This window comes from Xanthobacter autotrophicus (genome assembly GCF_029991245.1).
In the GTDB taxonomy this organism is placed as follows: Bacteria; Pseudomonadota; Alphaproteobacteria; order Rhizobiales; family Xanthobacteraceae; genus Xanthobacter; species Xanthobacter autotrophicus_C.
The window spans coordinates 1-26,506 of record NZ_JAIVFO010000059.1 but is presented as its reverse complement, the minus strand read 5'-3'; the positions used below and the strand labels follow the sequence as shown (position 1 = coordinate 26,506).

General features: G+C 67.7%; 23 protein-coding genes, 2 tRNA genes and 1 pseudogene. 15 read left to right on the top strand and 11 right to left on the bottom strand.

The window, feature by feature from the left end:
• Nucleotides 1-817: FecCD family ABC transporter permease (locus K9U41_RS11890; RefSeq protein WP_282641047.1), on the bottom strand; the 817-nt coding region annotated here is incomplete at its 3' end.
• The gene (locus tag K9U41_RS11885) at nt 814-1,644 is read right to left on the bottom strand and encodes a heme/hemin ABC transporter substrate-binding protein (protein ID WP_282641046.1); all 831 of its coding nucleotides are present in this window, start codon (nt 1,642-1,644) and stop codon (nt 814-816) included. The genes K9U41_RS11885 and K9U41_RS11890, both read right to left, overlap by 4 nt.
• A gap of 388 nt (nt 1,645-2,032) precedes the next feature.
• Between K9U41_RS11885 and K9U41_RS11880 the strand changes: the two genes are divergently transcribed.
• From K9U41_RS11880 to K9U41_RS11845, 8 genes are all read left to right on the top strand, one after another.
• The gene (locus tag K9U41_RS11880; protein WP_282641045.1) at nt 2,033-4,237 is read left to right on the top strand and encodes a TonB-dependent hemoglobin/transferrin/lactoferrin family receptor; all 2,205 of its coding nucleotides are present in this window, start codon (nt 2,033-2,035) and stop codon (nt 4,235-4,237) included.
• A 60-nt stretch (nt 4,238-4,297) separates the two neighbouring features.
• Nucleotides 4,298-4,633 carry an antibiotic biosynthesis monooxygenase family protein gene (locus tag K9U41_RS11875; RefSeq protein ID WP_282641044.1) on the top strand — a complete coding sequence of 112 codons (336 nt, stop codon included), beginning with the start codon at nt 4,298-4,300 and terminating at the stop codon, nt 4,631-4,633.
• A 198-nt stretch (nt 4,634-4,831) separates the two neighbouring features.
• Nucleotides 4,832-6,340, top strand: a complete 1,509-nt coding sequence (locus K9U41_RS11870; protein WP_282641043.1) for a carboxypeptidase M32 — start codon at nt 4,832-4,834, stop codon at nt 6,338-6,340.
• A gap of 113 nt (nt 6,341-6,453) precedes the next feature.
• Complete coding sequence (locus K9U41_RS11865) at nt 6,454-6,933, top strand: MarR family winged helix-turn-helix transcriptional regulator (RefSeq protein WP_282641042.1); 480 nt, start codon at nt 6,454-6,456, stop codon at nt 6,931-6,933.
• Between the two features lie 47 nt (nt 6,934-6,980).
• Nucleotides 6,981-7,397 carry a DUF1398 domain-containing protein gene (locus K9U41_RS11860; protein ID WP_282641041.1) on the top strand — a complete coding sequence of 139 codons (417 nt, stop codon included), beginning with the start codon at nt 6,981-6,983 and terminating at the stop codon, nt 7,395-7,397.
• 104 nt (nt 7,398-7,501) lie between these two features.
• Nucleotides 7,502-7,876 carry a YciI family protein gene (locus tag K9U41_RS11855; RefSeq protein WP_282641040.1) on the top strand — a complete coding sequence of 125 codons (375 nt, stop codon included), beginning with the start codon at nt 7,502-7,504 and terminating at the stop codon, nt 7,874-7,876.
• Nucleotides 7,873-9,132 (top strand): RNA polymerase sigma factor, encoded by a 1,260-nt coding sequence (locus K9U41_RS11850; protein ID WP_282641039.1) that lies wholly within the window; start codon nt 7,873-7,875, stop codon nt 9,130-9,132. The genes K9U41_RS11855 and K9U41_RS11850 overlap by 4 nt, the downstream gene beginning before the upstream one ends.
• Before the next feature lie 93 nt (nt 9,133-9,225).
• Nucleotides 9,226-9,663, top strand: coding sequence for a VOC family protein (locus tag K9U41_RS11845; protein WP_282641038.1), 438 nt, complete (start codon nt 9,226-9,228; stop codon nt 9,661-9,663).
• 116 nt (nt 9,664-9,779) lie between these two features.
• On the opposite strand, the gene K9U41_RS11840 is transcribed toward K9U41_RS11845, so the two are convergent.
• Complete coding sequence (locus tag K9U41_RS11840; RefSeq protein WP_282641037.1) at nt 9,780-11,738, bottom strand: ABCB family ABC transporter ATP-binding protein/permease; 1,959 nt, start codon at nt 11,736-11,738, stop codon at nt 9,780-9,782.
• A gap of 6 nt (nt 11,739-11,744) precedes the next feature.
• Nucleotides 11,745-12,251: an ArsR/SmtB family transcription factor gene (locus K9U41_RS11835; protein WP_282641036.1), complete on the bottom strand. Its 507-nt coding sequence runs from the start codon at nt 12,249-12,251 to the stop codon at nt 11,745-11,747.
• An 89-nt stretch (nt 12,252-12,340) separates the two neighbouring features.
• Between K9U41_RS11835 and K9U41_RS11830 the strand changes: the two genes are divergently transcribed.
• From K9U41_RS11830 to K9U41_RS11815, 4 genes are all read left to right on the top strand, one after another.
• Nucleotides 12,341-12,949 (top strand): TIGR00730 family Rossman fold protein, encoded by a 609-nt coding sequence (locus K9U41_RS11830; RefSeq protein WP_282641035.1) that lies wholly within the window; start codon nt 12,341-12,343, stop codon nt 12,947-12,949.
• Between the two features lie 640 nt (nt 12,950-13,589).
• Nucleotides 13,590-15,401, top strand: a complete 1,812-nt coding sequence (locus K9U41_RS11825) for a trypsin-like peptidase domain-containing protein (RefSeq protein ID WP_282641034.1) — start codon at nt 13,590-13,592, stop codon at nt 15,399-15,401.
• A 13-nt stretch (nt 15,402-15,414) separates the two neighbouring features.
• Complete coding sequence (locus K9U41_RS11820) at nt 15,415-16,332, top strand: protein phosphatase 2C domain-containing protein (RefSeq protein WP_282641033.1); 918 nt, start codon at nt 15,415-15,417, stop codon at nt 16,330-16,332.
• A 7-nt stretch (nt 16,333-16,339) separates the two neighbouring features.
• Nucleotides 16,340-18,085, top strand: a complete 1,746-nt coding sequence (locus K9U41_RS11815; RefSeq protein WP_282641032.1) for a serine/threonine-protein kinase — start codon at nt 16,340-16,342, stop codon at nt 18,083-18,085.
• 67 nt (nt 18,086-18,152) lie between these two features.
• On the opposite strand, the gene K9U41_RS11810 is transcribed toward K9U41_RS11815, so the two are convergent.
• Nucleotides 18,153-18,761, bottom strand: coding sequence for a hypothetical protein (locus K9U41_RS11810; protein WP_282641031.1), 609 nt, complete (start codon nt 18,759-18,761; stop codon nt 18,153-18,155).
• Between the two features lie 778 nt (nt 18,762-19,539).
• On the opposite strand from K9U41_RS11810, the gene K9U41_RS11805 reads away from it, so the two are divergent.
• Entirely contained in the window at nt 19,540-21,378 is a 1,839-nt protein-coding gene (locus K9U41_RS11805; RefSeq protein WP_282641030.1) for an ATP-binding response regulator, read from the top strand.
• On the opposite strand, the gene K9U41_RS11800 is transcribed toward K9U41_RS11805, so the two are convergent.
• The 5 genes from K9U41_RS11800 to K9U41_RS11780 all read right to left on the bottom strand — a co-directional run bounded on the left by K9U41_RS11800 (nt 21,371) and on the right by K9U41_RS11780 (nt 23,611).
• Entirely contained in the window at nt 21,371-22,003 is a 633-nt protein-coding gene (locus K9U41_RS11800; RefSeq protein ID WP_282641029.1) for a response regulator transcription factor, read from the bottom strand. The genes K9U41_RS11805 and K9U41_RS11800 overlap by 8 nt on opposite strands.
• A gap of 348 nt (nt 22,004-22,351) precedes the next feature.
• A tRNA-Arg gene (locus K9U41_RS11795) sits at nt 22,352-22,428 on the bottom strand.
• Nucleotides 22,429-22,645: 217 nt separating this feature from the next.
• Nucleotides 22,646-22,951, bottom strand: a complete 306-nt coding sequence (locus K9U41_RS11790; RefSeq protein WP_282641028.1) for an ETC complex I subunit — start codon at nt 22,949-22,951, stop codon at nt 22,646-22,648.
• A gap of 114 nt (nt 22,952-23,065) precedes the next feature.
• On the bottom strand, nt 23,066-23,383 hold the full coding sequence (locus tag K9U41_RS11785; protein ID WP_282641027.1) for a hypothetical protein: 318 nt from the start codon (nt 23,381-23,383) through the stop codon (nt 23,066-23,068).
• 151 nt (nt 23,384-23,534) lie between these two features.
• Nucleotides 23,535-23,611: transfer RNA gene (locus tag K9U41_RS11780), tRNA-Pro, on the bottom strand.
• A gap of 201 nt (nt 23,612-23,812) precedes the next feature.
• Between K9U41_RS11780 and K9U41_RS11775 the strand changes: the two genes are divergently transcribed.
• Entirely contained in the window at nt 23,813-24,097 is a 285-nt protein-coding gene (locus K9U41_RS11775; protein ID WP_282641026.1) for a hypothetical protein, read from the top strand.
• Nucleotides 24,098-24,156: 59 nt separating this feature from the next.
• On the opposite strand, the pseudogene K9U41_RS23850 reads toward K9U41_RS11775, so the two are convergent.
• Nucleotides 24,157-24,977, bottom strand: a pseudogene (locus tag K9U41_RS23850) (transporter).
• 629 nt (nt 24,978-25,606) lie between these two features.
• On the opposite strand from K9U41_RS23850, the gene K9U41_RS11760 reads away from it, so the two are divergent.
• Complete coding sequence (locus tag K9U41_RS11760) at nt 25,607-26,443, top strand: hypothetical protein (RefSeq protein WP_282641024.1); 837 nt, start codon at nt 25,607-25,609, stop codon at nt 26,441-26,443.
• Nucleotides 26,444-26,506: the final 63 nt, after the last annotated feature.

Below are 26,506 nucleotides of genomic sequence, written 5' to 3'. Positions count from 1 at the left end.
CCACGGCAATGACCGCGCCCCGCTTCAGCCGTTCCACCGACACGCCGGCGTGGAACGCTTCCGCCTCCCCCAGCGCCAGCGCATCGAGGCCGCGGGCGAGGAAGAGCGACGCCACCAGCAGGCCCAGCACGAACGGCGCGGCGAGCGCCGCCTTCAGCCAGGTGGCGCCGCCGAGGCTGCCCAGGGTCCAGAACAGGAACTCGCGGGTCTGCTGCTCGGAGGCGAGGAACACCATCACCCCGGTCCCCGCGCTCGCGAGCGCCCCCAGCGCAAGGCCGGCGAACAGCAGGGTCGCCACCTGCGTGCGGCCCTCCCGCGCCGCGAGGCGGGCGATGACGAGCGTGGTGCCGAGCCCGCCGGCAAAGGCCGCGAGCGGCAGGCCCAGCGCCTGGAGCGGCGCGGGCAGCAGCATCGCCAGCGGCGCGCCGAACACCACGAAGGCCACCGCCGCCAGCGCTGCGCCGGGGGCGACGCCCACGAGGCCGGGATCGGCCAGAGGATTGCGGAACACGCCCTGCATCACCGCCCCGGCCACCGCCGTGCCCGCCCCTGTCAGCGCGCCCACCACGGCGCGGGGAAAGCGCACATCCAGCACCACGATGCGCTCGCGCAGGGCGACGGCGGGGGCGGCATCGCCTGTCAGCGCGGCCCACAGGATGGTCAGCACCCGCCCCGGCGCGATGGTGAAGGGGCCGATGGCCAGCGCCCCGATAACGGCCGCGCCGGCGAGCAGCGCGAACAGGATAAGCCCCGCCTTCACCGGACGGCCGGATGGGATTTCCGCCGGAGCGGCCATGGTGACATGCTCCACGCTCATTGGTCCTTCTCCGCGCTCCAGGGGCGGGGCGGCAACTCCGGAAGGCGCGCGCCCGGATGGAGCGCGGCGGCAAGGTCCCGCGCCGCCCGTGGCGCACGTGGACCAAATCCCAGCAGATAGGAACCCGGCAAGCTCACGAGCCGTCGCTCGCGCGCGGCCGGCGTGCCGGCGAAGGCGGGCAGCGAGAACACGGTGGCGGCGTCCAGCACCTGTCCGCCGCCCTGCATCACCAGCACCGCATCGGGCTCGGCCGACATGGCCGCCTCGTCCAGAGCCGGCTTGAAGCCCTTGATGGCGGCCATGGCATTGGTGACGCCCGCAAGGCGGAAGATGGCGTCCGCGCTGGTGTCCGCGCCGCCCACCACCGCCGCGCCGCCGGACGCCGAGAGCACGAACACGGCGCGCGGCCGCTCCGGCAGGGCCTTCACCATCTCCTCCAACGCGTCGAAATCCGCCGCCACCTCGGCGGCGAGCACCCGGCCCTTCTCGTCCTCGCCGACGGCCTTGGCCACCGCAGCAATCTTGGCCAACACGCCATCCCTGTCGTGGGCTTCGGGAATGAGCACCACCGGCACCGAGGCATGCTCCAGCACGTCGAGGGTGGAGCGCGGCCCCGCGCCCTCGGCGGCCAAAATCAGGCTCGGCCCGATGGAGAGCACGCCTTCCGGCGACAGGGCGCGGGAATAGCCCACGTCCGGCTTGCGGCGTGCTGCTGCGGGATAGCGGCTGGTCTGATCCACCGCCACCACGCGGTCGCCGAGCCCGAGGGCGAACAGGATCTCGGTTACCGCGCTGCCGATGGATACGATGCGGGACGTTTCAGCCACCGCCCGCCTTTGGACCTCGGCGGCACCAAGCCCCGGCATGACGCAGAGGATCGCAACCGCAAACCCAAGAATAGCACCAAAAATCCGGAGTTTAACAGGCCATTTCATTGAATTAGAAAACTTCCATTTCATGTCAGCCGCGCTTGTTTCGCATGGATCAATCCGGAAATTTTGAATTCATCAAATTTCAGATCGCATCATTGCGTTGTTTATCTGCCACAATCAGTGACGTTATTTGCATCTGTTGGCAACAATCATGTAATTTTCTTGACCACCCTAAAGCGGAACGGTAGCTCAGGAGGGACAGGCGGGGATGCCCGCGGCGCGCCACGTCCCACATTGCGGACGGTAGCCAGCTCGATCACGAACCGATTCCGGAGAGACGATCATGGCGCTCAAGCCGCAGCGAGCTGGCGTTTGCATGTGGACCAGCGGGCTTCTGCGTTCAGGCGTCGCCGCCTGCGCGCTGCTCGCCGGCATGGAGGGCGCAGCGTTCGCCCAGAGCGCGACGGCCGCGACGGCGCAGGCCGCCACCTGGGATCAGATGTCCCTCGACACCATCACGGTGGCCGCCAGCCTCACGCCGGAACGCACCATCGATGCCCTCGCCGCCATCAGCGTGGTGCGCCCGGAAGACCTCGAGCAGCTCATGCCGTCGCGCACGCAGGACGTATTCTTCGGGATGCCCGGCACCACGGTGATCCAGAACGGCAACTCCACCCAGGCGTCCATCAACATCCGCGGCATGCAGGATTACGGGCGCGTGGCGGTGTTCGTGGACGGGGCGCGGCAGAACTTCACCCAGCTCGGCCACGGCACCGGCGCCGGATCGTTCTTCCTGGAGCCGGGCCTTCTGGCCGACGTGGACGTGGTGCGCGGCCCGGTCTCCAACATCTACGGGTCGGGCGCCATCGGCGGCGTGGTCACCATGCGCACCAAGGACGCCGACGACATCATCAAGAAGGGCCAGACCTGGGGCGTGGAATCCCTTGAAGAGTTCGGCTCCAACGGCCCCATGGGCTTCGGCTCCCTGTTCGCCGCGGCGCGGGTGGGCCAGAACGTGGACCTGTTCCTCGGCGGCACCTATCGCGCCCAGAGCGACTACAAGGACGGCAACGGCGATGTGGTGCCCGGCACCGGCTACGACACCTGGACCGGCATAGCCAAGGCCACCTTCCGCCCGGCTGACTTCCACGAGGTGAAGTTCACCGGCCTCAACTACAATGCCGACTACACCACCTATAATTCGGCGCTGGCGAACGGCGCGGTTCCCACCACCGCCACCCAGTACGGCACCACCGTGCTCAACCAGACCGCCACCGCCAGCTGGAACTATACCAACCCCAACGACAATCTGTTCGACTGGCGCAGCACCCTCTACTGGAACAAGGTGAAGCAGGACCAGATCAAGGTGGCCGGCTCCGCCAGCTCGGTGACGGGCGCCGTGGGCAATCCGCGCTATTTCACCATCGACACAATTGGCTTCGACGCCAACAACACCTCGCGCTTCGCCTGGAACGACATTCGCAATGCCGTCACCATCGGCGGCGACTATTTCCACGATGACGTGAACAACGTGGACAATTACGGCTTCGGCGACGGCTACAATCCCTCCGGCGAGCGCGGCGTGGGCGGCGCCTTCGTGCAGTGGAAGGCCAATTATTCCAGCTGGCTGGAAGCGCAGGCGGCGGTGCGCTACGACACCTACAGCCTCAACGGCGACGGCGTTTCCACCGACGGCCAGCGCTTCTCGCCCAAGTTCACGCTGGGCATCACGCCCTGGAACTGGCTGACCTTCTACGGCACCTATGCGGAAGGCTACCGCGCCCCGGCGGTGACCGAGACCCTGGTGAACGGCGCGCACCCGCCGAACATCCCCCTCGTCTTCTGCCCGGATGGCAGCTACGGCGTATTCTGCTTCGTGCCCAACCCCTATCTCCAGCCGGAGGTGGGCAAGAACAAGGAACTCGGCCTCAACGTCCGCTTCGACGACATCTTCGTGAAGGGCGACAAGTTCCGCGCCAAGGCCAACATCTACCGCAACGACGTGGACGACTACATCGAGCTGGTCGGCTACCAGATGACGCGGTACGGCACCTATGCCAACTACCAGTACCAGAACATCGCCCAGGCCCGCCTCCAGGGCTTCGAGCTGGAGAGCAATTATGACGCGGGGGCCTGGTTCGCCGGCTTCAACGTCACCGTGTCCGACGGCGAGAACAGCGAAACCGGCGGGCCGCTGTCCAACACCATGCCGAACAATGTGGCGGGGACGCTGGGCGCCCGCTTCCTCGACCGCAGGCTGACCATGTCCGTGCGCTGGCAATGGGTGGCCGCCGTGACCGAGGCCGACATGCCGGCCGACTCACCCTACGAGCCGACCCCGAGCTTCAACCTCGTGAACGTCTATCTGGGCTACCAGCCCAGCGAGAACGTGCTGGCGTCGCTCTCCGTTGAGAACCTGCTCAACGAGCAGTACACTCAATACCAGCAGTTTCTGCCGAGCGCCGGCCTGACCGTGAAGGGCGGGCTGAGGATCAGGTTCGGAGCGGACACCATCGCCGCGGCGACCCCGTCTCCCCTCTACAAATAGCCACGCGGGGCCAGCGCAGCCCATTTGCCGCTTTCCTTTTACCACGTCGGAGTATGCAGAATGTTCATTGCCACCAACAGATTCAAGGTGAAGCACGGCTCGGAAGCCGAGTTCGAGCGCGTCTGGCGCGAGCGCGACACCTATATCGCCGCCGTTCCCGGCTTCGTCGCCTTCGACCTGTGCCGCGGTTCGGAGAAGGAGGAATACACCCTCTACATTTCCCACACCGTGTGGGCGACCAAGGCGGATTTCGAGGCCTGGACCAAGTCCGAAGCCTTCCGTCTCGCCCATCGCGATGCAGGATCTTCGTCCAATCGCGTGAACTATATCGGCGGTCCGGAGTTTGAAGGCTTTGAGTCCGTCCTCTCGCTGACCCCCGGCGAGAAGGCGGCCTGAGCAACCTTCGACTTTTAGACCCCTTGAGTACCTCCACCCGGCCGGGCCCCGCCCGCGCCGGGTTTCTTTTGCCTTGACCGGGCTGGACCTGTCGCGATCGGGGGCCTTGCCTCGGGGCTTTTCTTGGCGGGCGTGGTTCTCTACCGTCGCGCCATCGCTTTCGAACACGGCCGTCGGGCCATCGGGATTTTCAGGACCATGAGCGCATATTCCGAGCTTTCCGCCCATTTCACCCGCACCGCCGCCCTCGGCAATGGCATCGGCATCCTGCAATGGGACAGCGACACCATGATGCCCAAGGGCGCCGCCGAAACCCGCGCGGAGAGCCTCGCCCTGCTGCGGGTGCTCCATCACGGCATGGTGACCGACCCCCGCATCGGCGACTGGCTCGCCGCCGCCTCCGGCGAGAACCTCGGCCCCTGGGAACAGGCCAACGTGCGCGAGATCGAGCGGCAATACACCGTGCAGACCGCCCTGCCCGCCGATCTCGTGGAGGCCGCGAGCCGCGCCTCCTCCAAGTGCGAGATGGCGTGGCGCAAGGCCCGCGCCGAGGCCGACTTCCCTGCCCTCCTGCCCGATCTGGAAGAGGTGCTGCGCCTGCAGCGGGAGATGGGCCAGGCCAAGGGCGAGAAGCTCGGCCTCTCCCCCTATGACGCGCTCTTGAACGACTACGAGCCGGGCGGCCGCTCGGCACGCATCGACGCCTTGTTCGACGATCTCGCCCAGTTCCTGCCCGGCTTCACCGAGCAGGTGCTGGAGGTGCAGGCCCGCCGCCCCGCGATGCCGCCGCTGTCCGGCCCGTTCGCGGTGGAAGCCCAGCGCGCGCTGGGCGTCGAGATGATGAAGACGGTGGGCTTCGATTTCGACCGCGGCCGCCTCGATGTCTCCACCCATCCCTTCTGCGGCGGGGCCGACAACGACGTGCGGATCACCACGCGCTACGACGAGGCCAATTTCTCAAAGGCCCTCATGGGGGTGCTGCACGAGACCGGGCATGCCCTCTACGAGCAGGGCCGCCCCCACGACTATATCTTCCAGCCGGTGGGACAGGCCCGCTCCATGAGCGTGCACGAAAGCCAGTCCCTGCTGATGGAGATGCAGGCCTGCCGCGGCCGCGAATTCCTCACCTTCGCCGCCCCCCGCATGCGCGCCGCCTTCAACGGGTCGGGTCCCGCCTGGGAGGCCGAGGCCCTGTGGCGGTCCTATACCCAGGTGGAGCGCGGCTTCATCCGCGTGGATGCGGACGAGGTGACCTATCCCGCCCATGTCATCCTGCGCTATCGCCTGGAAAAGGCGCTGATCGGCGACGAGATGAAGCTTGCCGACCTGCCCGGCGCCTGGGCCGAGGGCATGAAATCGCTGCTCGGCGTGGTGCCGCCGGATGATCGCCTCGGCTGCCTGCAGGACATCCACTGGCCGAGCGGCGGCTGGGGCTATTTCCCCACCTACACCCTCGGCGCCATGACCGCGGCGCAGCTGTTCGACGCCGCCTGCACGGCAGACCCCTCCATCCTGCCCGGCATCGCCCGCGGCGATTTTAAGCCCCTGCTGGCGTGGCTGCGCACCAACGTCCACAGCCAGGGCTCGCTGCTGGAGACCGACGCGCTGCTCACCCGCGCCACCGGCCGGCCGCTCGACGCCTCGGTGTTCAAGGCCCACCTGGTGCGGCGCTATGGCGGCGAGATGGAGCAGCATCAGGCGGCGTGATCCACGCTCGTCCGGATGGCTGGGAGAATGCGGGTTCGCCCGCATTTTTCCGGGACAATAGTTGACTAGGAAATCATATCCAGATAGTTTCCTAGTCAATCAGTGAGGCGCTTTTGACCGATCCCGCTCCCACCGCACCCCAGCCCGTCCTGCCGGCGCTGGATTCCCATCTCGGCTACTGGCTGCGCTTCGTCTCCAATCAGGTCTCGCACGCCTTCAGCCTCAAGCTGGAACGGCGCGGCGTGACGGTGGCGGAATGGGTTCTGCTGCGCGAGTTGTTCGAGCAGGAGGCCGCCGTCCCCAGCGCCCTCGCGGACCGCCTCGGCATGACGCGCGGCGCCATTTCCAAGCTGGCCGACCGGCTCGCGGCCAAGGGCCTCGCGACGCGGACCACCGACAAGGACGACCGCCGTTTCCAGAGCCTCGCCCTCACCCCGCAGGGCCGCGCGCTGGTGCCCGAACTCGCGGCGCTGGCGGATGCCAATGATGCGGAGTTCTTCGGCCACCTGTCCGCCGGAGAGCGGACGCAGGTCGAGGCGGTCATGAAGGCCATCGTGCGCCGCCTCGGGCTGCGGGCCGTGCCGGTGGATTGACCGCAGCCGCGGCCTCACCATTCGCAACACCCAAGGAGAAGACCCCCATGGACACCAACGTGACGGACGCGAATGTGATGGAGGTCATGCGCGAATGCGTGGCCGCATCGGACGAAGAGCGCATCACCTTCGGCGATGTGGTGGCCCGGCTCATGGCGGTCGGCGTCGAGCGTTACGATGCCGATCTCGTGCGCGCCGAGAAGACCTTCTATCTGCCCGACGATTCCAGCGCCGTCCTCCCCAACGCGCCCGTGGCCGGCACGGCTCCGGCGGCGTTCTCGGCCGCCGGCGTCGAGGCCGCGGTGCGGGCCATCCAGGCCGGCCGGATCGGGTACAAGGACTTCTGCCGGCAGATCGTCGCCGCCGGATGCGTCGGCTATCAGGTCAGCCTCAGCGGACGGCGCGCCATCTATTACGGGCGCACCGGCGACGCCCATGTGGAATGGTTCCCCGGCGCCCGCTGAAGCCTCCAACCCTTTCCACGGCAAAGCTTCTCAACTTTTGCATCCGCCTGTCGGTCATGAGCATACTCCCGCGTCCTAGGACAAGACGACAGGGAGCCTAGCCCATGATGTACGCCATCCTCTGCTACCATGAAGAAGACGTGGTCTGCGCCTGGAGCAAGGAGGAGGACGACGCCGTCATGGCGAAGCTCGCCGTGGTGCAGGAGCGCCTGATCCAGGCGGGCAAGATGGGAGCCTCCCTGCGCCTCCTGCCCACCACCGCCGCCACCACCCTGCGCAAGAGCGAGGACCCGCCCCTCGTCATCGACGGGCCGTTCGCCGAGACCAAGGAGCAGCTGCTCGGCTTCTATCTGGTGGACGTCGCCGACCTCGACGACGCCCTCGCCATCGCCCGCGACCTCGCCGCCGCCAATCCCGGCGGCGCCTATGAGATCCGGCCGGTGGGCCTGTTCTTCCCGGACCAGCGGGTGGCCCCGTGACCACGCCGGCGCAGGTCGATCCGGCCTGGATCAATGCCGCGCTCACGGCGGCGCGGCCCCAGGCGGTGGCGGCCCTGCTGCGCTATTTCCGCGACCTCGACACCGCGGAGGAAGCCTTTCAGGAAGCCTGCCTGCGCGCGCTGAAAACCTGGCCGGTGAACGGGCCGCCGCGCGATCCCGCCGCCTGGCTGATCCTGGTGGGCCGCAACGCCGCCCTCGACGGGGTGCGCAAGCGCGCGCGGCATGATCCCCTGCCCCCGGACGCGCAATTGTCCGACCTCGACGATGCCGAAGCCGGCCTCGCCGAGCGGCTGGACAATTCCCACTATCGCGACGACGTGCTGCGCCTGCTGTTCATCTGCTGCCATCCCGAGCTGCCGGTGACCCAGCAGATCGCGCTGGCCCTGCGCATCGTTTCCGGCCTGTCGGTAAAGCAGATCGCCCGCGCCTTCCTCGTCAGCGAGGCGGCCATGGAACAGCGCATCACGCGGGCCAAGGCCCGCATCGCCAGGGCCGACGTGCCGTTCGAGGCGCCGGGCCCGGTGGAGCGGGCGGAACGGCTCGGCACCGTGGCGGCCATGGTCTACCTCGTGTTCAACGAAGGCTATTCGGCCGGCCCCGACCCGGACCGCGCCACCCTGTGCGACGATGCCATCCGCCTCGCCCGGCTGCTGCTGCGCCTGTTCCCCACCGAGCCGGAGATCATGGGGCTCAACGCCCTCCTGATGCTCCAGCACGCCCGCGCCGCCGCGCGCTTCGATGCCGACGGGCGCGTGATCCTGCTGGACGCGCAGGACCGCTCCCGGTGGGATCGCGCCCGCATCACCGAAGGCCTCGCCCTCATCGACAAGGCGCTGCGCCACCGCCGGCCCGGCGCCTATCTGGTGCAGGCGGCCATCGCTGCGCTCCACGCCCGCGCGCCCCGGCCCGAGGACACGGACTGGGCGCAGATCGACGCGCTCTATGCGACGCTGGAAGTTCTCCAGCCCTCCCCCGTGGTCACGCTCAACCGCGCCGTGGCGGTGAGCAAGGTGAAGGGCGCGCAGGCGGCCCTCGCCATGATCGAGCCGCTGGCGCCGCAGCTTTCGGGCTATTTCCACTATTTCGGCGCGCGCGGCGCTTTCCTGCTGGAGCTGGGGCGGCGGGCGGAGGCGCGGGAAGCCTTCGACCGCGCCATCGCCCTCGCCAACACGCCGGCCGAGGCCGACCACATCCGCACCCATCTCGACCGGCTCATGGCCGAGGCCGGGGCCTGAAAAAAGGGCGTGGCCGCCTGTCGGGACCGCGGCCCGCGAGACGTTCTTGAAGCACGGGCGCCCCCTTTCCGGGGCTTCAGCAGGAGGAAGATCATGTCCGATACCGCCGAGACGACCACTCCCACGGCCGATTTCAGCGCAATGCCCCCGGTGAAGGGCGGCGTCACGGCCTACCTGACGGTGGACGGCGCCATGAAGGCGGTCGAGTTCTACAAGAGCGCCCTTGGCGCGGAACTCGCCTTCGCCATCCCCCCGGATGACAGCGGCCGCACCATGCACGTGCACCTCTACATCAACGGCAGTTCGGTGATGCTGGCCGACCCCTATCCCGAATATTGCGCCGGGCCGGTCGAGGCGCCGGGCGGCTTCAATCTCAGCCTGCACGTCACGGACACCGACGCCGCGTTCGAGCGGGCGGTGGCGGCGGGAGCGAGCGCGATGATGCCGCCATCCGACATGTTCTGGGGCGCGCGCTATGCGCAGGTGCGCGATCCATTCGGCGTGGTCTGGGCCTTCAACCAGCCGCACTGACGGCTTCTCAATGCCAACGGCCCCGGTCTTCGACCGGCGGCGATGGGGCTTCGCTCCATCGCCGCCGGGCCTGGCCGACGGCCGGCGACTCTCGCCAACCGGCCGTCGGCAGAAGCTCAGCTCACCGCGCTGACCTGCTCCCCGCTGATGCCTTCCTCGTCGGCGTGGGCGGCCTCGGCCACGCCGAGATCGGCCGCCTGCGCCCGGGCGAGGGCCATGGCCGCGTCGTCCGCCTCGCGCTGGCGGTTCCACAACGCCGCATAAAGGCCGCCACGGGCCAGCAGTTCCGCGTGGCAGCCGCGCTCCGCGACACGCCCCTCGGCCAGAACGAGAATCTCGTCGGCCGCCACCACGGTGGAGAGGCGGTGGGCGATGACCAGGGTGGTGCGCCCCTCGGATACCCGCTCCAGGGCGTCCTGGATGTCCTTTTCCGTGTGGCTGTCGAGGGCGGAGGTGGCCTCGTCCAGCACCAGGATGGGCGGCGCCTTCAGGATGGTGCGGGCGATGGCGACGCGCTGCTTCTCCCCGCCCGACAGCTTCAGGCCGCGCTCGCCCACCTCTGTGCGGTAGCCCCTGGGGGTGGCGCGGATGAAGCCATCGATCTGGGCAAGGCGCGCCGCCTCCTCCACCTCGGCGTCGGAGGCGCCGGCACGGCCATAGCGGATATTGTAGCCGATGGTGTCGTTGAACAGCACCGTGTCCTGCGGCACCATGCCGATGGCGGCACGTAGGCTCTCCTGCCGGACCGCGCGGATGTCCTGCCCGTCGATGGTGATGCGGCCGGACGAGATGTCGTAGAAGCGGAACAGCAGGCGCGAGAGCGTCGACTTCCCCGCCCCCGACGGCCCGACGATGGCCACCGTGCGCCCCGCCGGCACCTCGAAGGTGACGCCCTTCAGGATCTCGCGGCCCGCATCATAGGAGAAGCGCACGTTCTCGAACCGCACCGTGCCGCCGGACACCACGAGGTCCTGCGCCGCGGGCTGGTCCTTCACCTCGGGCGCCACCGCCAGCACGGCGAACATGGCCTCGATGTCCACGATGGCCTGCTTGATCTCGCGATAGATGAAGCCGAGGAAGTTCAGCGGTATGTAGAACTGCACCATCATGGCATTGATCATGACGAAGGAGCCCACCGTCTGCCGCCCGGCGCGGATGTCGAGCACGCACATGACCATCACCGCCGCAAGGCCGATGGAAAAGATCACCGCCTGCCCCGCGTTCAGCCAGGCCAGCGAGGTGTAGGTGTTCACCGTCGCCTTCTCGTAGCGCGCCATGGAGCGATCATAGCGGGCGGTCTCCCAGCGCTCGGCGCCGAAATACTTCACCGTTTCGTAGTTGAGCAGGCTGTCCACCGCCTTGGTGTTGGCGTCGGTGTCGCTCTCGTTCATCTCCTTGCGGATGGAGAGCCGCCACTCGCTGGCATAATAGGTGAAGAGGCCGTAGAGCAGCACCGTCACCGCCACCACCGCCGCATAGCGCCAGTCGAAGGCGAAGAACAGCACGCCAATGACCATGGCCAGCTCGACGATGGTGGGCGCCAGCTGCAGCACCAGCATGCGCACGATGGTCTCGATGCCCGAGCGCGCCCGCTCCAGCACGCGGGTGAGCCCGCCGGTCTTGCGCTCCAGGTGGAAGCGCAGGGACAAGGCGTGCATGTGCTCGAACGTCTCAAGCGCGAGGCGCCGCACCGCGTTCAGCGCCACCTTGGCGAAGATGCCGTCGCGCAGCTGGGTGACGCCGGCCATGAGGATGCGCCCGAGGCCGTAGGCGAGGGTGAGCGCCACCGGGGCGCCGATCACCAGGGCCCAGAATGCGGGCGATGGCGCGCTGGTGCCGCCTGAGGCGGTCTCGGCGGTGAGAGCGTCCGTCGCCCACTTGAACAGGAACGGCACCGCCAGCGTCGCGCCCTTGGAGGCGAACAGCAGCATGAAGGTGACGACAACGCGCGCCCGCAGGTCCGGCCGGCCGGCAGGCCACAGATAGGGCCAGAGGCCACGGACGGTGTCGAGGAGGGCGTCGGCGGAAACGGCCGGCCGGCGGGAGCCGGCGACGGGTGGAGGCGATTGGGACATGATGGCCTATCGGTCTTCGGTGCGGCCCGCGGGCGGCGCGCAACAGTCCCCGGGCGGCAACAGCGCCGAGAACAGGGCATCGATCTCACCCTTGAGCGCGGAAATGGCATCCCGGTCGAGGCAGTAGGCGGTGCGCTGGCCCTCGGTCCGGCTCCGGATCAATCCTGAATCCGTGAGGACCTTCAGATGTTGCGAGACGGTGGACTGCGCAAGGGGCAGGCCGCGGACGATCTCGCCGCACACGCAGCGATCCTGGCCCGCGAGCGTCTCCAGCACCCGCAGGCGCACGGGATGGGCCAGCGCCCGCAGCCGCTCGGCAAGGGCCGAACGGTCCTCGAGGGGGCGTTCGGCCTCCCCCTGCGCCGGGTCTGCGACGTCGGGTCCGCCGGGGAGTGGAAAGGGCGTTATATTCATCGTCCATCGGCGATAGCCGATGAATGCGGCGACTTCAAGCGCGGTCGCCGCCCGCCCTTTTCGCATCGGCGCGGCGTCACGCCGGCGTCGCAGCCACAAGCTAGAGGGCGATCCGATAGGCGCAGTCCCTCGCGCCCCCTGACCGTTCGCCACGCCCCACATGGCGTCGAGTTTGCTAAAGTGCTCCCATGGCTAGAATCGAAAGTGTGTGCGTCTATTGCGGCTCCGCGTCCGGCTCGGATCCGCTGTTTGCCGAGGAAGCGCGCCGGTTCGGACAGATCCTCGCGGCCGAGGGGGTGCGCCTCGTCTATGGCGGCGGCGGCATCGGGCTGATGGGAGAGGTCGCGAGCGCCACGGCGCTGGCCGGCGGGGCGGTCACCGGCATCATCCCGCGCTTCCTCATGAATCGCGAACGCGCCTTCGCCCATGAGGCGGAGATGATCGTGGTGGAGGACATGCACGCCCGCAAGCGGCTGATGTTCGAGCGGGCGGACGCCTTCGTGGCCCTGCCCGGCGGGGTCGGCACCCTGGAGGAGCTGGTGGAGCAGCTCACCTGGGCGCAGCTGGGCCGTCACCGCAAGCCCATCCTCATCGCCAACATGTCAGGCTTCTGGGACCCGCTCCTGAGCCTCATCGAGCATATGCGGTCCACCGCCTTCATCCGTGAGGCGACACCGGTGGAAATCCTCGCCGCCGACCGGGTGGAAGACATCCTGCCGCGCCTGCGGGAAGCGGCCGCCGCCGTGCCCGAGCGCGTGCTTCACGCGGCGGACGGCGAACTGGCCGACCGCATGTGAGACGCGATAACCCGAGACGACAACCCGAGACGACAAACTGAAACGACGACGCCATGCGCCGGCCCGGGCGCCGGGCGGGGCTTCAGCTGCCCGGCTGGTCGAGCGCGGCGATGGCGACCATGAGAACCGAGCCAAGCAATACGATCGTGACGACGTTCTGCATCTCCTGTCCCTCTTGCTGCAATGCGGCACGAGGAGATTAGAACAAAGACCCGATTTTGTTGCAATGCACAAAAAGCCGCAACCGGCACGCGGGCTGCGCTGCCGCGCGCTGCGCGGCCCGTTTGTGCTGCCGTGCCTTGCGCGGCGATTGTGCTGCCGCGCAAGGCACGGCAAGGGGAATGGCGACCCCGGCAGGATTGCAAAAATCGCGATCTGCCAGAGACTTAGTCTGTGCCGCACGGTGTCGATCTGGGCGCGTTCTTCCGCTCGCGCTGCACTTGACCTCGGTCCTAGGACCAGTCCTAGGGTCTCAGTCCAGCTTTACAAGCTTGACCCTGCATCTCGTAGGCTACGGTCGTGGCTCAGTGCGCAAGGCGCCTGCGGACCATTCTTGTCTGCGTAAGCAATGGCCTCGGCTGATGTGTCGTCTCGCCGTTTCGGCGGACCCCGGCCCGGCATACAGGATAAGGGGGGCAGCATGAGCGCGGCATCCATCGACCGGATCATCATCCGGCATCTGTCCGGCTCCAAGGCCAATCAGATCGAGCAGATCCCCGTCCAGGACCTCCAGGAGGTGACCATCGGGCGCGATCCGGCCTCGACCATCGCCTTCGACGCCAAGCGCGACGACGTGGTCAGCCGGCACCATGCGGCCATCCGCATCCCGGCCAATGACGACAGCGCGTTCCGGCTGGTGGACCTCAACTCCAGCAACGGCACGCTGCTCAATGGCCAGCCCGTGAGGGAGGATGCCGAACTCCTGCCCGAGGACACCATCGAGCTGGGCAAGAACGGGCCGAAATTCGTGTTCGACGTGCAGCCCCGCCCGCCGGCCATGAGCGCGCGCACCCGCGTCATCAGCGCCCTGGACACCACCGCGACGCGGGTCGTGGACGCCGTGGGCGCCACCGGACAGATCGACGGCGGCAAGACCGCCCAGTCGACGGCAACCACCGCCGCCATGGCCGAGCCGCCCAAGTCCGGCGTCGGCAAGGAAACGGTGATGCGCATGCTTGGTGACGAGCGGCGCAGCACCAGCCGGGTTTGGGCGGCCTCGCTTGCGGGCGTGGTCGCCTTCGTGGCGCTGGTGGGCGGCGCCTTCTACTGGCGCCACCTCAACGAACTCGGCGAGATCCGCGAGGCGCAGGCTCGCGACAACGCCCGCGTCGCCACCGAGGCCTCCACGAACCTGTCCCAGCAGCTCGGCATGTCGGCGCAGCAGATCGTGAGCCGGTATGGCGATGCCGTGCTGAAGATCTACCTGCAATGGCGCGTCTTCGACCAGGAGACCGGCAAGCCCATCTTCCACAAGACCGTGGTCTATGACGGGCGGACCTATCCCGCCTATGTGCGGCTGCCGGGCGATCTCGGCGTGGTGCGCTGGCTGACGCTGGACGACGAGAACCGCAGCAATCCCAGCATCGGCGAGGCCGGCGAGGGCAGCGGCTTCGTGGTGAGCGAGCAGGGCTTCATCCTCACCAACAAGCACGTGGCTGCCGGCTGGATGGTTCCCTACGACGCCTCCGCCGGCCAGTACGGCATCGTGTTCGACCTCAAGCAGCCGGCCGCGTTCAAGAAGCGCGACAAGGCCACCATGATCAATCTGGAGGGAAGCTCCGACGACGCCTCCCGGCTGCGGCGCTGGGTGCCGGAGGCGGGCGGCGTGGTGTTCCACCCCAACGTGGCCATCCCCATCGGCTCCATCGACGGGCTCGACAATTCCATCGCCAAGCGGGTGTTCATCGGCCGCAACGAGTATCTGGAGGCGCGCTTCGCCGGCAGCCGGCTGAGCATCAACGCCAGCCTGGTGCGGCCCTCGTCGGACGCGGACGCCGCGCTCATCAAGATCGATTCCCCGCAGCCCCTGAACAAGATCGACATCTCCGCCAACGACGAGCTGCGCGTGGGCCAGAAGGTGATCGATCTCGGCTATCCGGCGGTGTCGGTGGAGACCTATACCCAGTTCACCACCCGCGAAGCCGGCGGGCCATCGCGGGTCCACGACGAGCTGGTGCCGCAGCCCAGCGTGAACGAGGGCATCATCTCCGCCCTCGGCAGCGCCGCGCGGCGGGAGGGCGACCAGACCACGCGCTCCAGCGGCGGCGACGTGTTCCAGATGAGCATCAACACCAGCGGCCCCGGCAACAGCGGCGGCCCGGTGTTCAATGCCGAGGGCAAGGTGATCGGCCTGCACACCTACGGCCGCAAGGTCGGGGATGCGCGCGTGACCCTCGGCGTGCCGATCCGCTACGGCCGCGACCTGCTCCAGCCGCAGCGCGCCGCACAGTGACGGGAGGCGCGCCATGACTGCCCGCGTCATGAACGCCCGCGCCGATGCCGCCCCGGCCCTGCGCGCGCGCGGCGCCATGCTGACCCATGTGGGCCGGGTGCGCAGCAGCAACGAGGACAGCGTCGTCTTCGTCTCCTCCCCGCAGGACGGGCGGCCGGACGATCGCGGCACCCTGGCGCTGGTGGCCGACGGCATGGGCGGCCACGCGGCGGGCGAGGTGGCGAGCGCGCTCGCGGCCGAAGTGGTGCGGCGCATCTATTGCGGCAGCAGCCTGCCGGTGCCGGAAACGCTGCGCATGGCGTTCGAGGCCGCCAACGCGGCGGTGATCCAGCATGCGGACGACCATCCCGAATGCCGCGGCATGGGCACCACTTGCACCGCGGTGGCCATGGTGGGCGGCAAGCTCTACCTCGCCCATGCCGGGGACAGCCGCGCCTACCTGCTGCGGGGCGAGGGGCTCACCCAGCTCAGCGAGGACCATTCCCTCAACGCCCAGCTGGTGCGCGAGGGGGTGATGACCAGGGAAGAGGCCGAGGCCAGCGCCAATGGCAACGTCATCGTCAAGGCCCTCGGCTCGCGGGCGGAGCTTGATCCGGCGGTGTGGAGCGAGGGCCTGCCGCTGGCGGACGGCGACCGGGTGCTGCTGTGCTCGGACGGGCTGTCGAACCTCGTTCCGGATGCCGACATCGCCGCCGTGCTACGCCGCCTGCCCCCCGCCGACGCCTGCGACGCCCTGGTCGAACAGGCGCTGGCCGCCGGCGGATACGACAACATCTCGGTGGGCGTCTTCGCCATCGAGGCCCCGCAGGCGGCGGATCGCGCAGGTTCGGATCGCTCAGGTTCGGCCCGCACCACGCGGCGCATCGTGCCGCAGGAAATCCTGGCGGACGACAGCGACGCACGGGGAGCCACGCGGCGCATCAAGCTGTGAGGGCACCATGACCACGGCGACCACCGAACGCATCGGCCACTACGAAATCACCGCTCTGCTCGGGTCGGGCGGCAACGGCCGCGTTCACGCCGCCCGCGACACCATGCTGGGCCGCGAGGTGGCCATCAAGTCGCTGCGTCCCGAGCTGATGAACGACACCAGCTTCCTCGATCGCTTCCGCGCCGAGGCCAGCAGCCTGGCGCGCCTCAACCACCCCAATATCGCGACGCTCTTCGCCCTCCAGCCGGAGGGCGCCAACCTCTACATGATCATGGAGCTGGTGCGCGGGCGCACCCTGGAGAGCGTGCTCCAGCAGCGCGGCGGCCCGCTGCCGGTGCAGGAATGCCTCGCCATCGTGGCCCAGGTGGCGGACGGGCTCGCCTATGCCCATTCCATGGGCGTGATTCATCGCGACATCAAGCCGTCGAACCTCATGATCACCGACGACGGCCGGGTGAAGATCATGGATTTCGGTATCGCGCGGGTCGCCGGCAGCCAGCGCCTGACGCGCGACGGCTCGATCATCGGCACCCTGGCCTATATCGCGCCCGAACAGTTGCGCGGCAGCCCCGGCGACGAACGCTCGGATCTCTACAGCCTCGCCATCGTGGTCTACGAAATGCTCTCCGGCGCCCCGCCGTTCGCGGCGGACACCGACTACGACCTGATCCAGGCCCATGTGAACACCAGGCCGCAGCGCCTCATCCCCAAGGTGGCAGGCCTGTCGGTGAAGGCCGAGGGCGCCATCCTGCAGGCCCTCGCCAAGAAGCCGGAACAGCGCTTCCCCACCGTCCGGGCCTTCAGCGATGCGCTGGGGGCGACCAGCCTGCGCGCCGAAGCCACCGGGGTGATCCAGAATTATACGCGCCTCATCACCGATCCCTCCGGCGGAGGCTCGAAAACCATCGCGCCAAATCCGCTTCCGGCGCCCGGTCCCGTCGGCCGCCTGCGGGCGGCGATTGAGGCGGCATGGCGGCGCTTCAAGGCCATGCCCATCGAGCTACGCGGGCTCGCCATCGGCGGCGTGGCGGCGGCGGTGGTGGCGGGCGTGGTGGTGGTGGACAGCCTGCGCGACACGACGCCGGGTCCCACGCCGCGCACGGATACGGCCCGCCCCACCGGCGAGCGGCGTGCCGCGACGGGCAATGCCGCGACCGGCGCCGCCGCCAGCAATGCGGCGCGGATCGAGAACATGTATTTCGATCGCAACACGCGATCTGCCACCACTGCCGCGACCACCACCCCGGAAACGAAGGTCGCCACCGCGCCGCCGGCCATGACCTCCGCCGAACTGCGCACGGCCATGGGCGAGGCCATGGAGCGCCGCGACTATGGCCGCGCCTATGAGCTGGCCACCCGCCTCGCCGAGACCGGCAATGCGGAGGCGCTTTACACGCTCGGCTTCCTCTTGGAGAAAGGCGAGGGCGTCGGCCAGAGTTTCGTTTCAGCGGCCTACAAGTATCGGCAGGCAGCGGATAAGGACCTGGCGAAGGCCCAGTGGCGCCTCGGCAATCTCTATTATACCGGCAAGGGCTTCGGCGCCCCGGACTACAAGGAGGCGCGGGCCTGGTATCTCAAGGCCGCGCAGCAGGGCGTCGCGGAAGCCCAGTATAATCTCGGCGTGATCTTCGAGAACGGCCAGGGCATTGATCCGGACCGCAACGCCGCCCGCTATTGGTATGACCTTGCCGCGGCGCAGGGCAATACCCGCGCCCGGCAGGCGCTCGAAGCTTTGGGCGGCGCCTCCAGATGACCATGGCGGGCGCTGGTCCGGGGGCGGTGAATGATGCCGCTGAATCGAGGCCGAAGGGGAGCCCGGCTCAATAGTCGCCGTCGGTGATCACCTGCCGGCCACCTGTCGCGGCGGCGGCGGCACCGCCCGCACCGGCTCCGGCGGCAGCCGGGACCCCGCCACCGGCGATCTGCGGCGGGCCGGAGGGGGGCGATCCGCCGCCGGAGGACGCAGGTGCCCCGCCGGGACCCGTGGGGCTGGACGCGGCGCTCGCGCCGCCACCTGCCGCCGGTTCCGCGGGGCGGGATGCCGGCATCTTGGGATCACGCGCCCCGGCGTCGGGCTCGCGGGAGGCCGTATCGCTGGGGGCGTCCTGATCCTTCTTGTTCTTGCGCGCGCCCGAGCCCGATTTCTTCGAGGCGCTCCCCGATCCGCTGCCCGACCGGCTGCGTCCGGAGCTCGATCCCCCCGATGGCGCGCGGCGCGAGGGCACGGGGATGCGCAGCATGCCCGGTACCATCATCAGGCCGCGCGGAATGCGCAGGGCCTGCGCCGGCTGCGGCACCAGCGCCACCAGCGCCAGAAGCACACCGCCGCCCAGCAGGGCCCGCCGGGATACAGGCCCGCGCTCCTGGAGCAGTTCGTCTTCAGGCGAAGACGACGATTGCGGCGCCGGGCCGGCGGTATCTCGGGTCATCTTCATCCTCGATGCGACCTTGCCTTGGGTGTCCGGCCCTGACGAGAGGACGTCTACGCGGGAACCGGCTCGGGCTTGCGGCGGCTGTAAAGGCGCGGTTGAAAAGGGCGCAGTTGAAAAAGGCGCTTGCGAGATGACAGCCACGAAACCGGCCGCCCGCCCCGGCTGGAGTCCGCCGGCATCCGCGCCGGCGGCGGCTCCTGCACCGGGCGCGCCCATAGAGTAGACCTTGTGGCGCCGGCAGCAATCCGACCGATCGTCCTACGACCTGTCCTATGACCGTTCATACGGGAAGGCTCGGCATGGTCTCCAGGGACATGCGGAGCCGTATTATGATGCCTCTATTTTCTCGACGACATGCATTTGAAGAGGATGCTTCACCCCATCTCGCGGCGATTCTTCATCCAAGGCGCGCAATGTGGATCCATTACTTGGCTGACGTATGCTATAGATCGCACCGTCACAGAGCCCGTTTGAAAACTCAGCGCAGGGACTGCCGCAAAAACCCCCGTCATGCCCGGCCTTGTGTCGGGCATCCACGCGAGCCGCTTGGGACAGCGTACGAAAATCGTTCCCAGCCGTCCGGCGTGGATGGCCGGAACCCGCGTGCTTGCGGGTTCCGCTCCCGGAGGCGGAAGCCGGCAACAGCCGACTTCCGGTTCAAGCCCGGCCTTGACGATGATAAAGCGCCCGCGAGGGCTGCAAGCGGTCCAACCGGTCGCATTTTGAACGGGCTCTCAGCAGGTGTGAGGCGGCGGTGACGCTCCAGAGGTCGACAGTGTCCCTGGTCCCCGGCGCGGAACCGCTCGCGAGCGGGACGAGCGACCGGCGCGAGCGCACCCAGGAGCCCGCCGCCCCCCGGGACCGGGTCCAGTCCGAGCAGCTCAAGGTCCTGTTCAGGAACACGCCCGTCGGCGTGCTCGGCGCCATGATCGGCGGCCTCATCCTCGCTTATGTGCTGCTGCTGCACGACGGCGTCTCGTTCGATACCGTCGCCACCTGGTCCGGCGTGCTCGTGGCGGTCGCTCTGAGCCACCTGATCCTGTGCTGGATCTACTGGCGCGCGGCGCTGCCCGAACGCCTGCCCATGCTGGCCATGGCCTTCACCGCCATCAGCCTGATGGAGGGCATCACCTGGGGCGCGGGATCGGTGCTGCTGGTCTCGCCCAGCCGCATCGAGCTCCAGCTGTGGGTGATGATCGTCACCTCGGCTGTGGCGTCGGGCGCCGCGTCGGCATTCGGCAGCTACCTGCCGGCCTTCTATGCACTGCTGTTTCCCGCCATGCTGCCCTATCCGGTCTGGGCGGTGCTGCATGGCGGCATCCTCTCCCACGCCCTGATGGTGCTGGACCTGCTCTATGTGGTGGCCATGGCCGCGCTGGGCTGGCGCTCCAACCGGGGCCTGGTGGAGGCCCTGCGCCTCAGGTTCGAGAACATCGACCTCCTGGTGGAGGTACGCAACGAGAAGGAGCGCGCCGAACAGGCCAGCCGGGACAAGTCGCGCTTTCTCGCCGCGGCGAGCCACGACCTGCGCCAGCCGGTGCACGCGCTCACCATGTTCCTGGGCGCCATGCAGAACTGCAACCTGGACGCGCCGGCCCGCCAGATCCTGGGGCACATCGACGAATCCGTCGCCGCCCTCGACGGCCTCTTCACCTCGCTGCTCGACATCTCGCGCCTCGACGCAGGCGTGGTGCAATCGGATTGCCGCGCTTTCCACATCCAGCCGCTGGTGGAACGGATTGCGCGCGACTACGACGAGGAAGCCGCGCGCAAGGGGATCGCCCTGGTGGTGCTGCCTTGCTCGGTTGCAGTGGTTGCCGATCCGATCCTGCTGGAGCGCGTGCTGCGCAATCTCGTCTCCAATGCGGTGCGCTACACCGACCGCGGCCGCGTCGTCGTCGGGTGCCGCCGGGGGCGGCGCCTGTCCATCGAGGTCTGGGATACCGGCAAGGGCATCCCGGGTGAGGAACAGCAGCGGATCTTCCAGGAATACTACCAGCTCGGCAATGCGGAGCGGGACCGCGCCATGGGCCTCGGGCTGGGGCTTGCCATCGTGAAGCGGCTCGCTGAACTCATGGCATGCCCGCTGGCGCTCAAATCGCGGCCGGGCAAGGGATCGGTGTTCGCCATCTCCGTGCCCATCGCCACCACGGCGCCCGAACAGCCCGCCGCCAGCGCCGGGCCCGCCCGCGGCGCCACCGTGTCGGGACTCATCCTGGTGGTGGACGACGAGGCCGCCATCCAGTCCGCCATGCTCAGCCTGCTCGCGAGCTGGGGACACGAGGTCATCGTCGCCGAGTCCTTGGCGCAGATGCTGGAAAAGGTCGCCACCTGCCCGCGCCAGCCCGACCTCATCATCTGCGATTACCGCCTGCGCCAGGGCGAGAACGGCATCGCGACCATCCAGCGGCTGCAGTCCGAATACAACGAGGATATTCCAGCCCTACTGATCACCGGCGACACCGCGCCGGACCGCCTCAAGGAAGCCCGCGAAAGCGGCTTCCTGCTGCTCCACAAGCCGCTCCACAACAGCAAGCTGCGGGCCGCCATCACCAACCTGCTCACCCACGGCGCGCGCACCTTGCCCCCGGAGGCGGAGGCACGGGTCAGATAAGGTTGCCCTGGCGGGCGGCGCTCGCCGCCTGGGTGCGGTTGATCACATGCAGCGACCTGAAAATGCTGGTGATATGCACCTTCACCGTCTTCTCGGACAAGTCGAGCGTATTGCCGATCTCCTTGTTGGAGAGGCCGCGCGACAGCAGCTTCAGCACCTCCAGCTGCCGGGTGGTGAGATGCGGCGCCGGCTCCTCCACCGCCTCGCTCGCCGCCACCGGCGCGGTATCCGGCAAAAGGGTGAAGGGCGGCACATAGACATGCCCCTTCAGCACGAATTCCATGGCGTCCAGCAGGGTCTGGCGGCTGGCCGATTTCGGCACATAGCCGAGCGCCCCCAGCGCCAGCGCCTCCTTCACGTCGTGGGCGTTCTCGGACGAGGACAGGACGATCACCGGCAGCGCCGGCCGGCGTCGGCCGAATTCGGGAATGGCGGACATGCCCCCCATGCCGGGCAGGCCGAGATCCAGCACGACGATGTCGAGGTCGGCGTGCTCGTCCACGATGTCGAGGCCCCGGGCGCAATCTTGGGCCTCCAGCACACAAGAGCCGGCGAAGCCGCTCAGGAGCAAGGCGGCGACGCCCTCACGCACCACGGAATGATCGTCAACGATGAGTATTTTCATGGCCGGCAACCACCGAACGCCCCGGACTTCGAGCGGCTGGCGCGAAAATCGCTGGACCACAATCTATATCTTGACGGCAATGCCCGGCAAGATGGCCCAATGGACCTAGAACTACCTTTGCAGAATTAGATTGGCGGTCTCCAGATGGCCCTTCGGCAGTGGGGGCATGTTGGCGGTGTCAACGCCGAGGTCATCGCCCTGAGGACAGCTCTGCGGACGATGAAGCAGGTTTCCAACGTGGCCAAAAAGCGTCGCCAAGTCCGAACGAAACCGGCACCTTTGTCGGAATGAGCAGCGGCCGACTTGTCGGAATGGCCTCGCAAAACTCGCCTAAGTCATTGATAAAATTGGCGACCCCGGCAGGGCTCGAACCTGCGACCTAGTGCTTAGAAGGCACTCGCTCTATCCAGCTGAGCTACGGGGCCGGCGTTTCGCTTTTAGAGCGTCTTCGAGCGAAAGGGATACCGGTTCACGCCACAAAGGTGGAAACCTGACGCTCCGGAGCGCCGCGGCACCGGGCGAAAGCGCACCCGGGCAGCGTCATGAAGGATCGGGTTCAAGGGACGGTCTCCCTCGATCGATCCGAGCGCCAGCCGTCCCAAATCAGCAGGCCCAAAAGTCAGCAGGCCCGCGGCCCGCCCCTCAGTGGGTCCACTGGCCCACGCGGGTGAAGGCGAAATTGTCCGAATAGGCCATGCGCCGGCGGCTGGTCTCATGGGGCTCGAACACCTGGAAGGGGATGCCGCGCTTCTGCGCATAGGCCACCGCCTCTTCCTTGGTCTCGAACGTCAGGCGAATCTGGCTGCGCATGTCCGCCGAGGAGGTGTAGCCCATGAGCGGCTCCACCATGCGCGCATGCTCCGGCTCATATTCGAGCAACCAGAAGCGGGTCTTCCCCACGCCCGACTGCATGGCGTTGCGCGAGGGCTTGTAGATGCGTGCGACCATGATGCTGAACCCGTCATACGAGGTCGCGCGCCCCTCGCCCGCGACCCATCCCGTCTATAGTTAAGCCGCGCGGCACTGACAACCGAGCAGCGGCGGCGAACCGCGCCGGCGCCCTCAGCGCAGCACGAGGCAGCCCGCCGCCGCCTGGGCCGATTCGGTGGCCGTGGTGTGGGCGACCTTGCCGGACATCACGAGGTTGCGCGTCTGCTCGGTCACCACGGCGCGCCCGTCTGCGCCGGGAACCAGCAGCGGCGCGCTCGATGCGTAGATGGCCTTGGCCTCAGGCGCCAGCTTGGTGGCGCAGCGGTCGGCGGCCGCCTTGTCCGCAAGGGCCGCCGTGCCGGACAGGAGCGTGCCCACAAGACCCGCCGCGATGACCCCGCCGAAACCAGATGCCCTTGCCACCTTCATGACCGCCTTCGTGATCGTCATGCACGCCACTCCCTCGCATCCGCCCGCGCCGGGCGGGGGGCTGGACGCTTTGAGCCGCAGATGGGCGCGAAATGCAAGCCGGACCATGCGGGACGACGTGGGACAAGAGGCGCGATCGGTCGGAGGACGAGCCATGCGATGGTCGAAAAGATGGTCGGAGCAGCAGGATTTGAACCTGCGACCCTCTGCTCCCAAAGCAGATGCGCTACCAGGCTGCGCTATGCTCCGACGGCTTTGTCGCCTGCGCTGTACGTATCGTTTCAGCGCAGGCGACGCAAGGTTGCCCCCGCAAACACACAGCCTCCACGGCGTCCCGCTTGATTTCCGCGGCCGGCGCGCCGAAAGCTGAGCTGCTGCCGGCCCCTCCCCGTTTCGGGGCGCACCGACAGATTTGAATGGATGTATTTGCTCTTCGATGGGGATTTTAAGATGGCGTCCGATACCGAGCTGTCCGAATGGCTGAGCTCGATGATCAAGGCGCTGGGCACCGCCCAGGCCCACACCATGGTGCAGCATTTCATTCTGCGGGACATCGTGATCCAGCTTGCCGGCCAGCACGACAGGCCGGAGGCGTTCGTCGCCTCCATGTTCGAGCGGGTGAGCATGCTGGTGGACCAGTGCGAACTCGCCGGCAAGCCGGAGGTCGAGGCGGAGATGCGCTGGTATTCGGAATCCTTCTTCACCACCGCCGGCAAGGCGGTGGGGCAGCCGTGACCTGAGCCGCACGCTCGAAGGCGGGAACCCGGCCGGGTACTGCGCCGGCCGGGTCGCGCTCACTTGTGAAGCAGGGCAGTCTGCGTCGGCGGAGGATTCCACAGCGGAATGATGACGCGGCCCCAGACCCGGGTGTCGTTGCCGCCATAGTTCTGCTGGTAGACGTCGGTGGTGAGATAGGCCTGCATGATCACCGGCCCAAAGTCGTAGCCGACGAGCCCGCCCACCGCGAACTGGCTCTGCTTCTGGTAATAGGCTGTGGGATTATTGAGGTCCGTCGAGTAATAGGCCACCGGACCGATTTCGAACTTGCCGAACTTCTTGGTGGCGGTGAGGTCCACGTTCAGGAAGTTGGGGTTGATGGTCTCCGTCTCGCCCTGCGCCTGGATACCCCAGATGGCATTGGCGGTGAGGTCCAGCCGTCGGCGGTATAGCTCACCGCGAAGCGCTGGTTGAAGGAGGTGGAATCGAATGCCACCCCGGTATTCACCCCCAGGTAGAATCCGGCCAGGTAGCTGAAGCCGAAGCCGTTTCCGAGATCCCAGGCGATCTGGCCGGCAAAGAAGGGATTGTAGAAGCCGGATGTGGACGGCCCGTTGTCGACATTCACCTCGATCAAAGGCACCGCGGTGAGCAGCTGGACGCGCCCGCCGAACAGGAAGACCGGCGTCGCCCAGGCCAGAACCGGGATGGTCACACCCACGCAGGTGGATTCCGGCGAGGTGTTACGGCAGCCCCAATCGGCCGTATTCACGAAATAGGCGCCCTCCGGCAGGGGAGCACCCACGGCGAGACCGACCGTTTCGCCGGGCTGGGTGACGGATCCCGCATGGGCGGGCGTTGCCAGCGCGGCAAGCGACAACAATCCTGCTGTCGCCATTCTTGCGAATGTCGTCATGATTTTCCTCCGAAAGGCGTGAGCCCTTCTCCGGGTCCCACCGGCGGGCTCTTCGCGGACGCTTCCTCGGGCGCTTTTGCGCCGGACTGTTATGATCCGAAGGAGGGTCGAGCCCCCTTGCGGCTGCTGCAGCGGACGGCCCGCAATCAGGCGGACACGCCTCTCCTTCTGCTCCCCGATTGTCGACCGGAGGGCACGCGCTTGCGTGGGGAATGCTGCGGCAGCGTGTCACGACCTTGGCGGCACGGATTTATCCGCTCGTTGCCGCCCGAGACCTTCGAGGATATCCGGCCATCCCGGCACCGGATCCTTGAAGCCGAAGCAGGACTTTATATAGCTCACAATTTGGGCACCAGCCACAGGGTTCACGTTCGCGCGAGCATCATGCCGACTAAAAACAGCGCACTGTTGCGCATCTGTCACAACGCCCCCCGGTCCCGCGACGTGCAGCCATGTGACGGTGGGTGACAGCGGGTGACGGCCCGACGGAGGAGTGGACTTCTCCATCAACCAGACGGAAGCTGCTGAAGCTGGCTCCAGATTCCCCCCGCGTGCGAGCCGGAATCGCTGATTTCGCCTGTTTTCACCAACCTAACGCGGCACGGCTCCCCATGCAGGACATCCACTATCGGGAATATAAAATCCTCCTGCGACCCGAGCAGTTCTACGCGCCAAAGCGGTTCGAGGACTATTGGAACGAGGTGAAGAGCGTTGCAAAGAAGCACGGCGTTGGCGTCCAGACCAATGACAACGCCTTTCAACGGATGGTGCGCGAAGTCCTCTTCTACGACACCCCCGGTTACGACCTCTACCGAAACTCGTTCATCCTGCGCAAGCGCACGTTCTACGACGATGGGTGGCCGCGCCCGGAGCACGAGCTTGCCGTGAAGTTCCGCAGCCCCGACCGCGACACCTGCACTGCCATGGACATGGTGCCGCGAATCGTCGGCCAGGTGGAGGTGAAGTTCAAGGAGGAGATCCTGCCGCTCAAGGACAGTCTCGGCGGCATGCGCTCCCTTTATTCCCATAATTGCATCGTGATCTCGCCGGGGGTCGTCCTGAACCAGGGGTTGAGGGACATCATCACCGTGTTCCCGGCCATGGCCCGGGCGGACGTGGACGGCGACACCAAGATCGATCTCGTGAACAACATGGCGGTGGAAGAGATCCAGGTGGACCCGGGCCACTTCGATTTCGGCCACGGTTTCGAGGCCAAGGCCACCATCGCCATCTGGCGCAACCGCGCCTCGGAAACCTCGCTGGTGGGCGAGTTCGCCTTCCAGGCCAAGTTCCAGCACTACGACGAGGTCCACCAGAAGGCGAAGCGGCTGTCCGAGGACTTCTTCCGCGACGTGCAGACGCTGGCGCCGGAATGGGTCCAGCTCGGCACCACCAAGACCGCCATGGTCTACGGCATCGGCGCAAAGCAGGTCGCGCACAGCGAATGAACCGCGACAGGGGCGCCGCCGCCCCTGTCGCGGTTCAGTCGCTGTGCGCGTCCTGCTTTGCGC

What these genes read in the sequence shown, in the direction of transcription:
- K9U41_RS11880 (WP_282641045.1), top strand. Translation starts at nt 2,033, where the DNA reads ATGGCGCTCAAGCCGCAGCGAGCTGGCGTTTGCATGTGGACCAGCGGG.
- K9U41_RS11875 (WP_282641044.1), top strand. Translation starts at nt 4,298, where the DNA reads ATGTTCATTGCCACCAACAGATTCAAGGTGAAGCACGGCTCGGAAGCC.
- K9U41_RS11870 (WP_282641043.1), top strand. Translation starts at nt 4,832, where the DNA reads ATGAGCGCATATTCCGAGCTTTCCGCCCATTTCACCCGCACCGCCGCC.
- K9U41_RS11860 (WP_282641041.1), top strand. Translation starts at nt 6,981, where the DNA reads ATGGACACCAACGTGACGGACGCGAATGTGATGGAGGTCATGCGCGAA.
- K9U41_RS11855 (WP_282641040.1), top strand. Translation starts at nt 7,502, where the DNA reads ATGATGTACGCCATCCTCTGCTACCATGAAGAAGACGTGGTCTGCGCC.
- K9U41_RS11845 (WP_282641038.1), top strand. Translation starts at nt 9,226, where the DNA reads ATGTCCGATACCGCCGAGACGACCACTCCCACGGCCGATTTCAGCGCA.
- K9U41_RS11840 (WP_282641037.1), bottom strand. Translation starts at nt 11,738, where the DNA reads ATGTCCCAATCGCCTCCACCCGTCGCCGGCTCCCGCCGGCCGGCCGTT.
- K9U41_RS11830 (WP_282641035.1), top strand. Translation starts at nt 12,341, where the DNA reads ATGGCTAGAATCGAAAGTGTGTGCGTCTATTGCGGCTCCGCGTCCGGC.
- K9U41_RS11825 (WP_282641034.1), top strand. Translation starts at nt 13,590, where the DNA reads ATGAGCGCGGCATCCATCGACCGGATCATCATCCGGCATCTGTCCGGC.
- K9U41_RS11820 (WP_282641033.1), top strand. Translation starts at nt 15,415, where the DNA reads ATGACTGCCCGCGTCATGAACGCCCGCGCCGATGCCGCCCCGGCCCTG.
- K9U41_RS11815 (WP_282641032.1), top strand. Translation starts at nt 16,340, where the DNA reads ATGACCACGGCGACCACCGAACGCATCGGCCACTACGAAATCACCGCT.
- K9U41_RS11810 (WP_282641031.1), bottom strand. Translation starts at nt 18,761, where the DNA reads ATGACCCGAGATACCGCCGGCCCGGCGCCGCAATCGTCGTCTTCGCCT.
- K9U41_RS11800 (WP_282641029.1), bottom strand. Translation starts at nt 22,003, where the DNA reads ATGAAAATACTCATCGTTGACGATCATTCCGTGGTGCGTGAGGGCGTC.
- K9U41_RS11790 (WP_282641028.1), bottom strand. Translation starts at nt 22,951, where the DNA reads ATGGTCGCACGCATCTACAAGCCCTCGCGCAACGCCATGCAGTCGGGC.
- K9U41_RS11785 (WP_282641027.1), bottom strand. Translation starts at nt 23,383, where the DNA reads ATGACGATCACGAAGGCGGTCATGAAGGTGGCAAGGGCATCTGGTTTC.
- K9U41_RS11775 (WP_282641026.1), top strand. Translation starts at nt 23,813, where the DNA reads ATGGCGTCCGATACCGAGCTGTCCGAATGGCTGAGCTCGATGATCAAG.
- K9U41_RS11760 (WP_282641024.1), top strand. Translation starts at nt 25,607, where the DNA reads ATGCAGGACATCCACTATCGGGAATATAAAATCCTCCTGCGACCCGAG.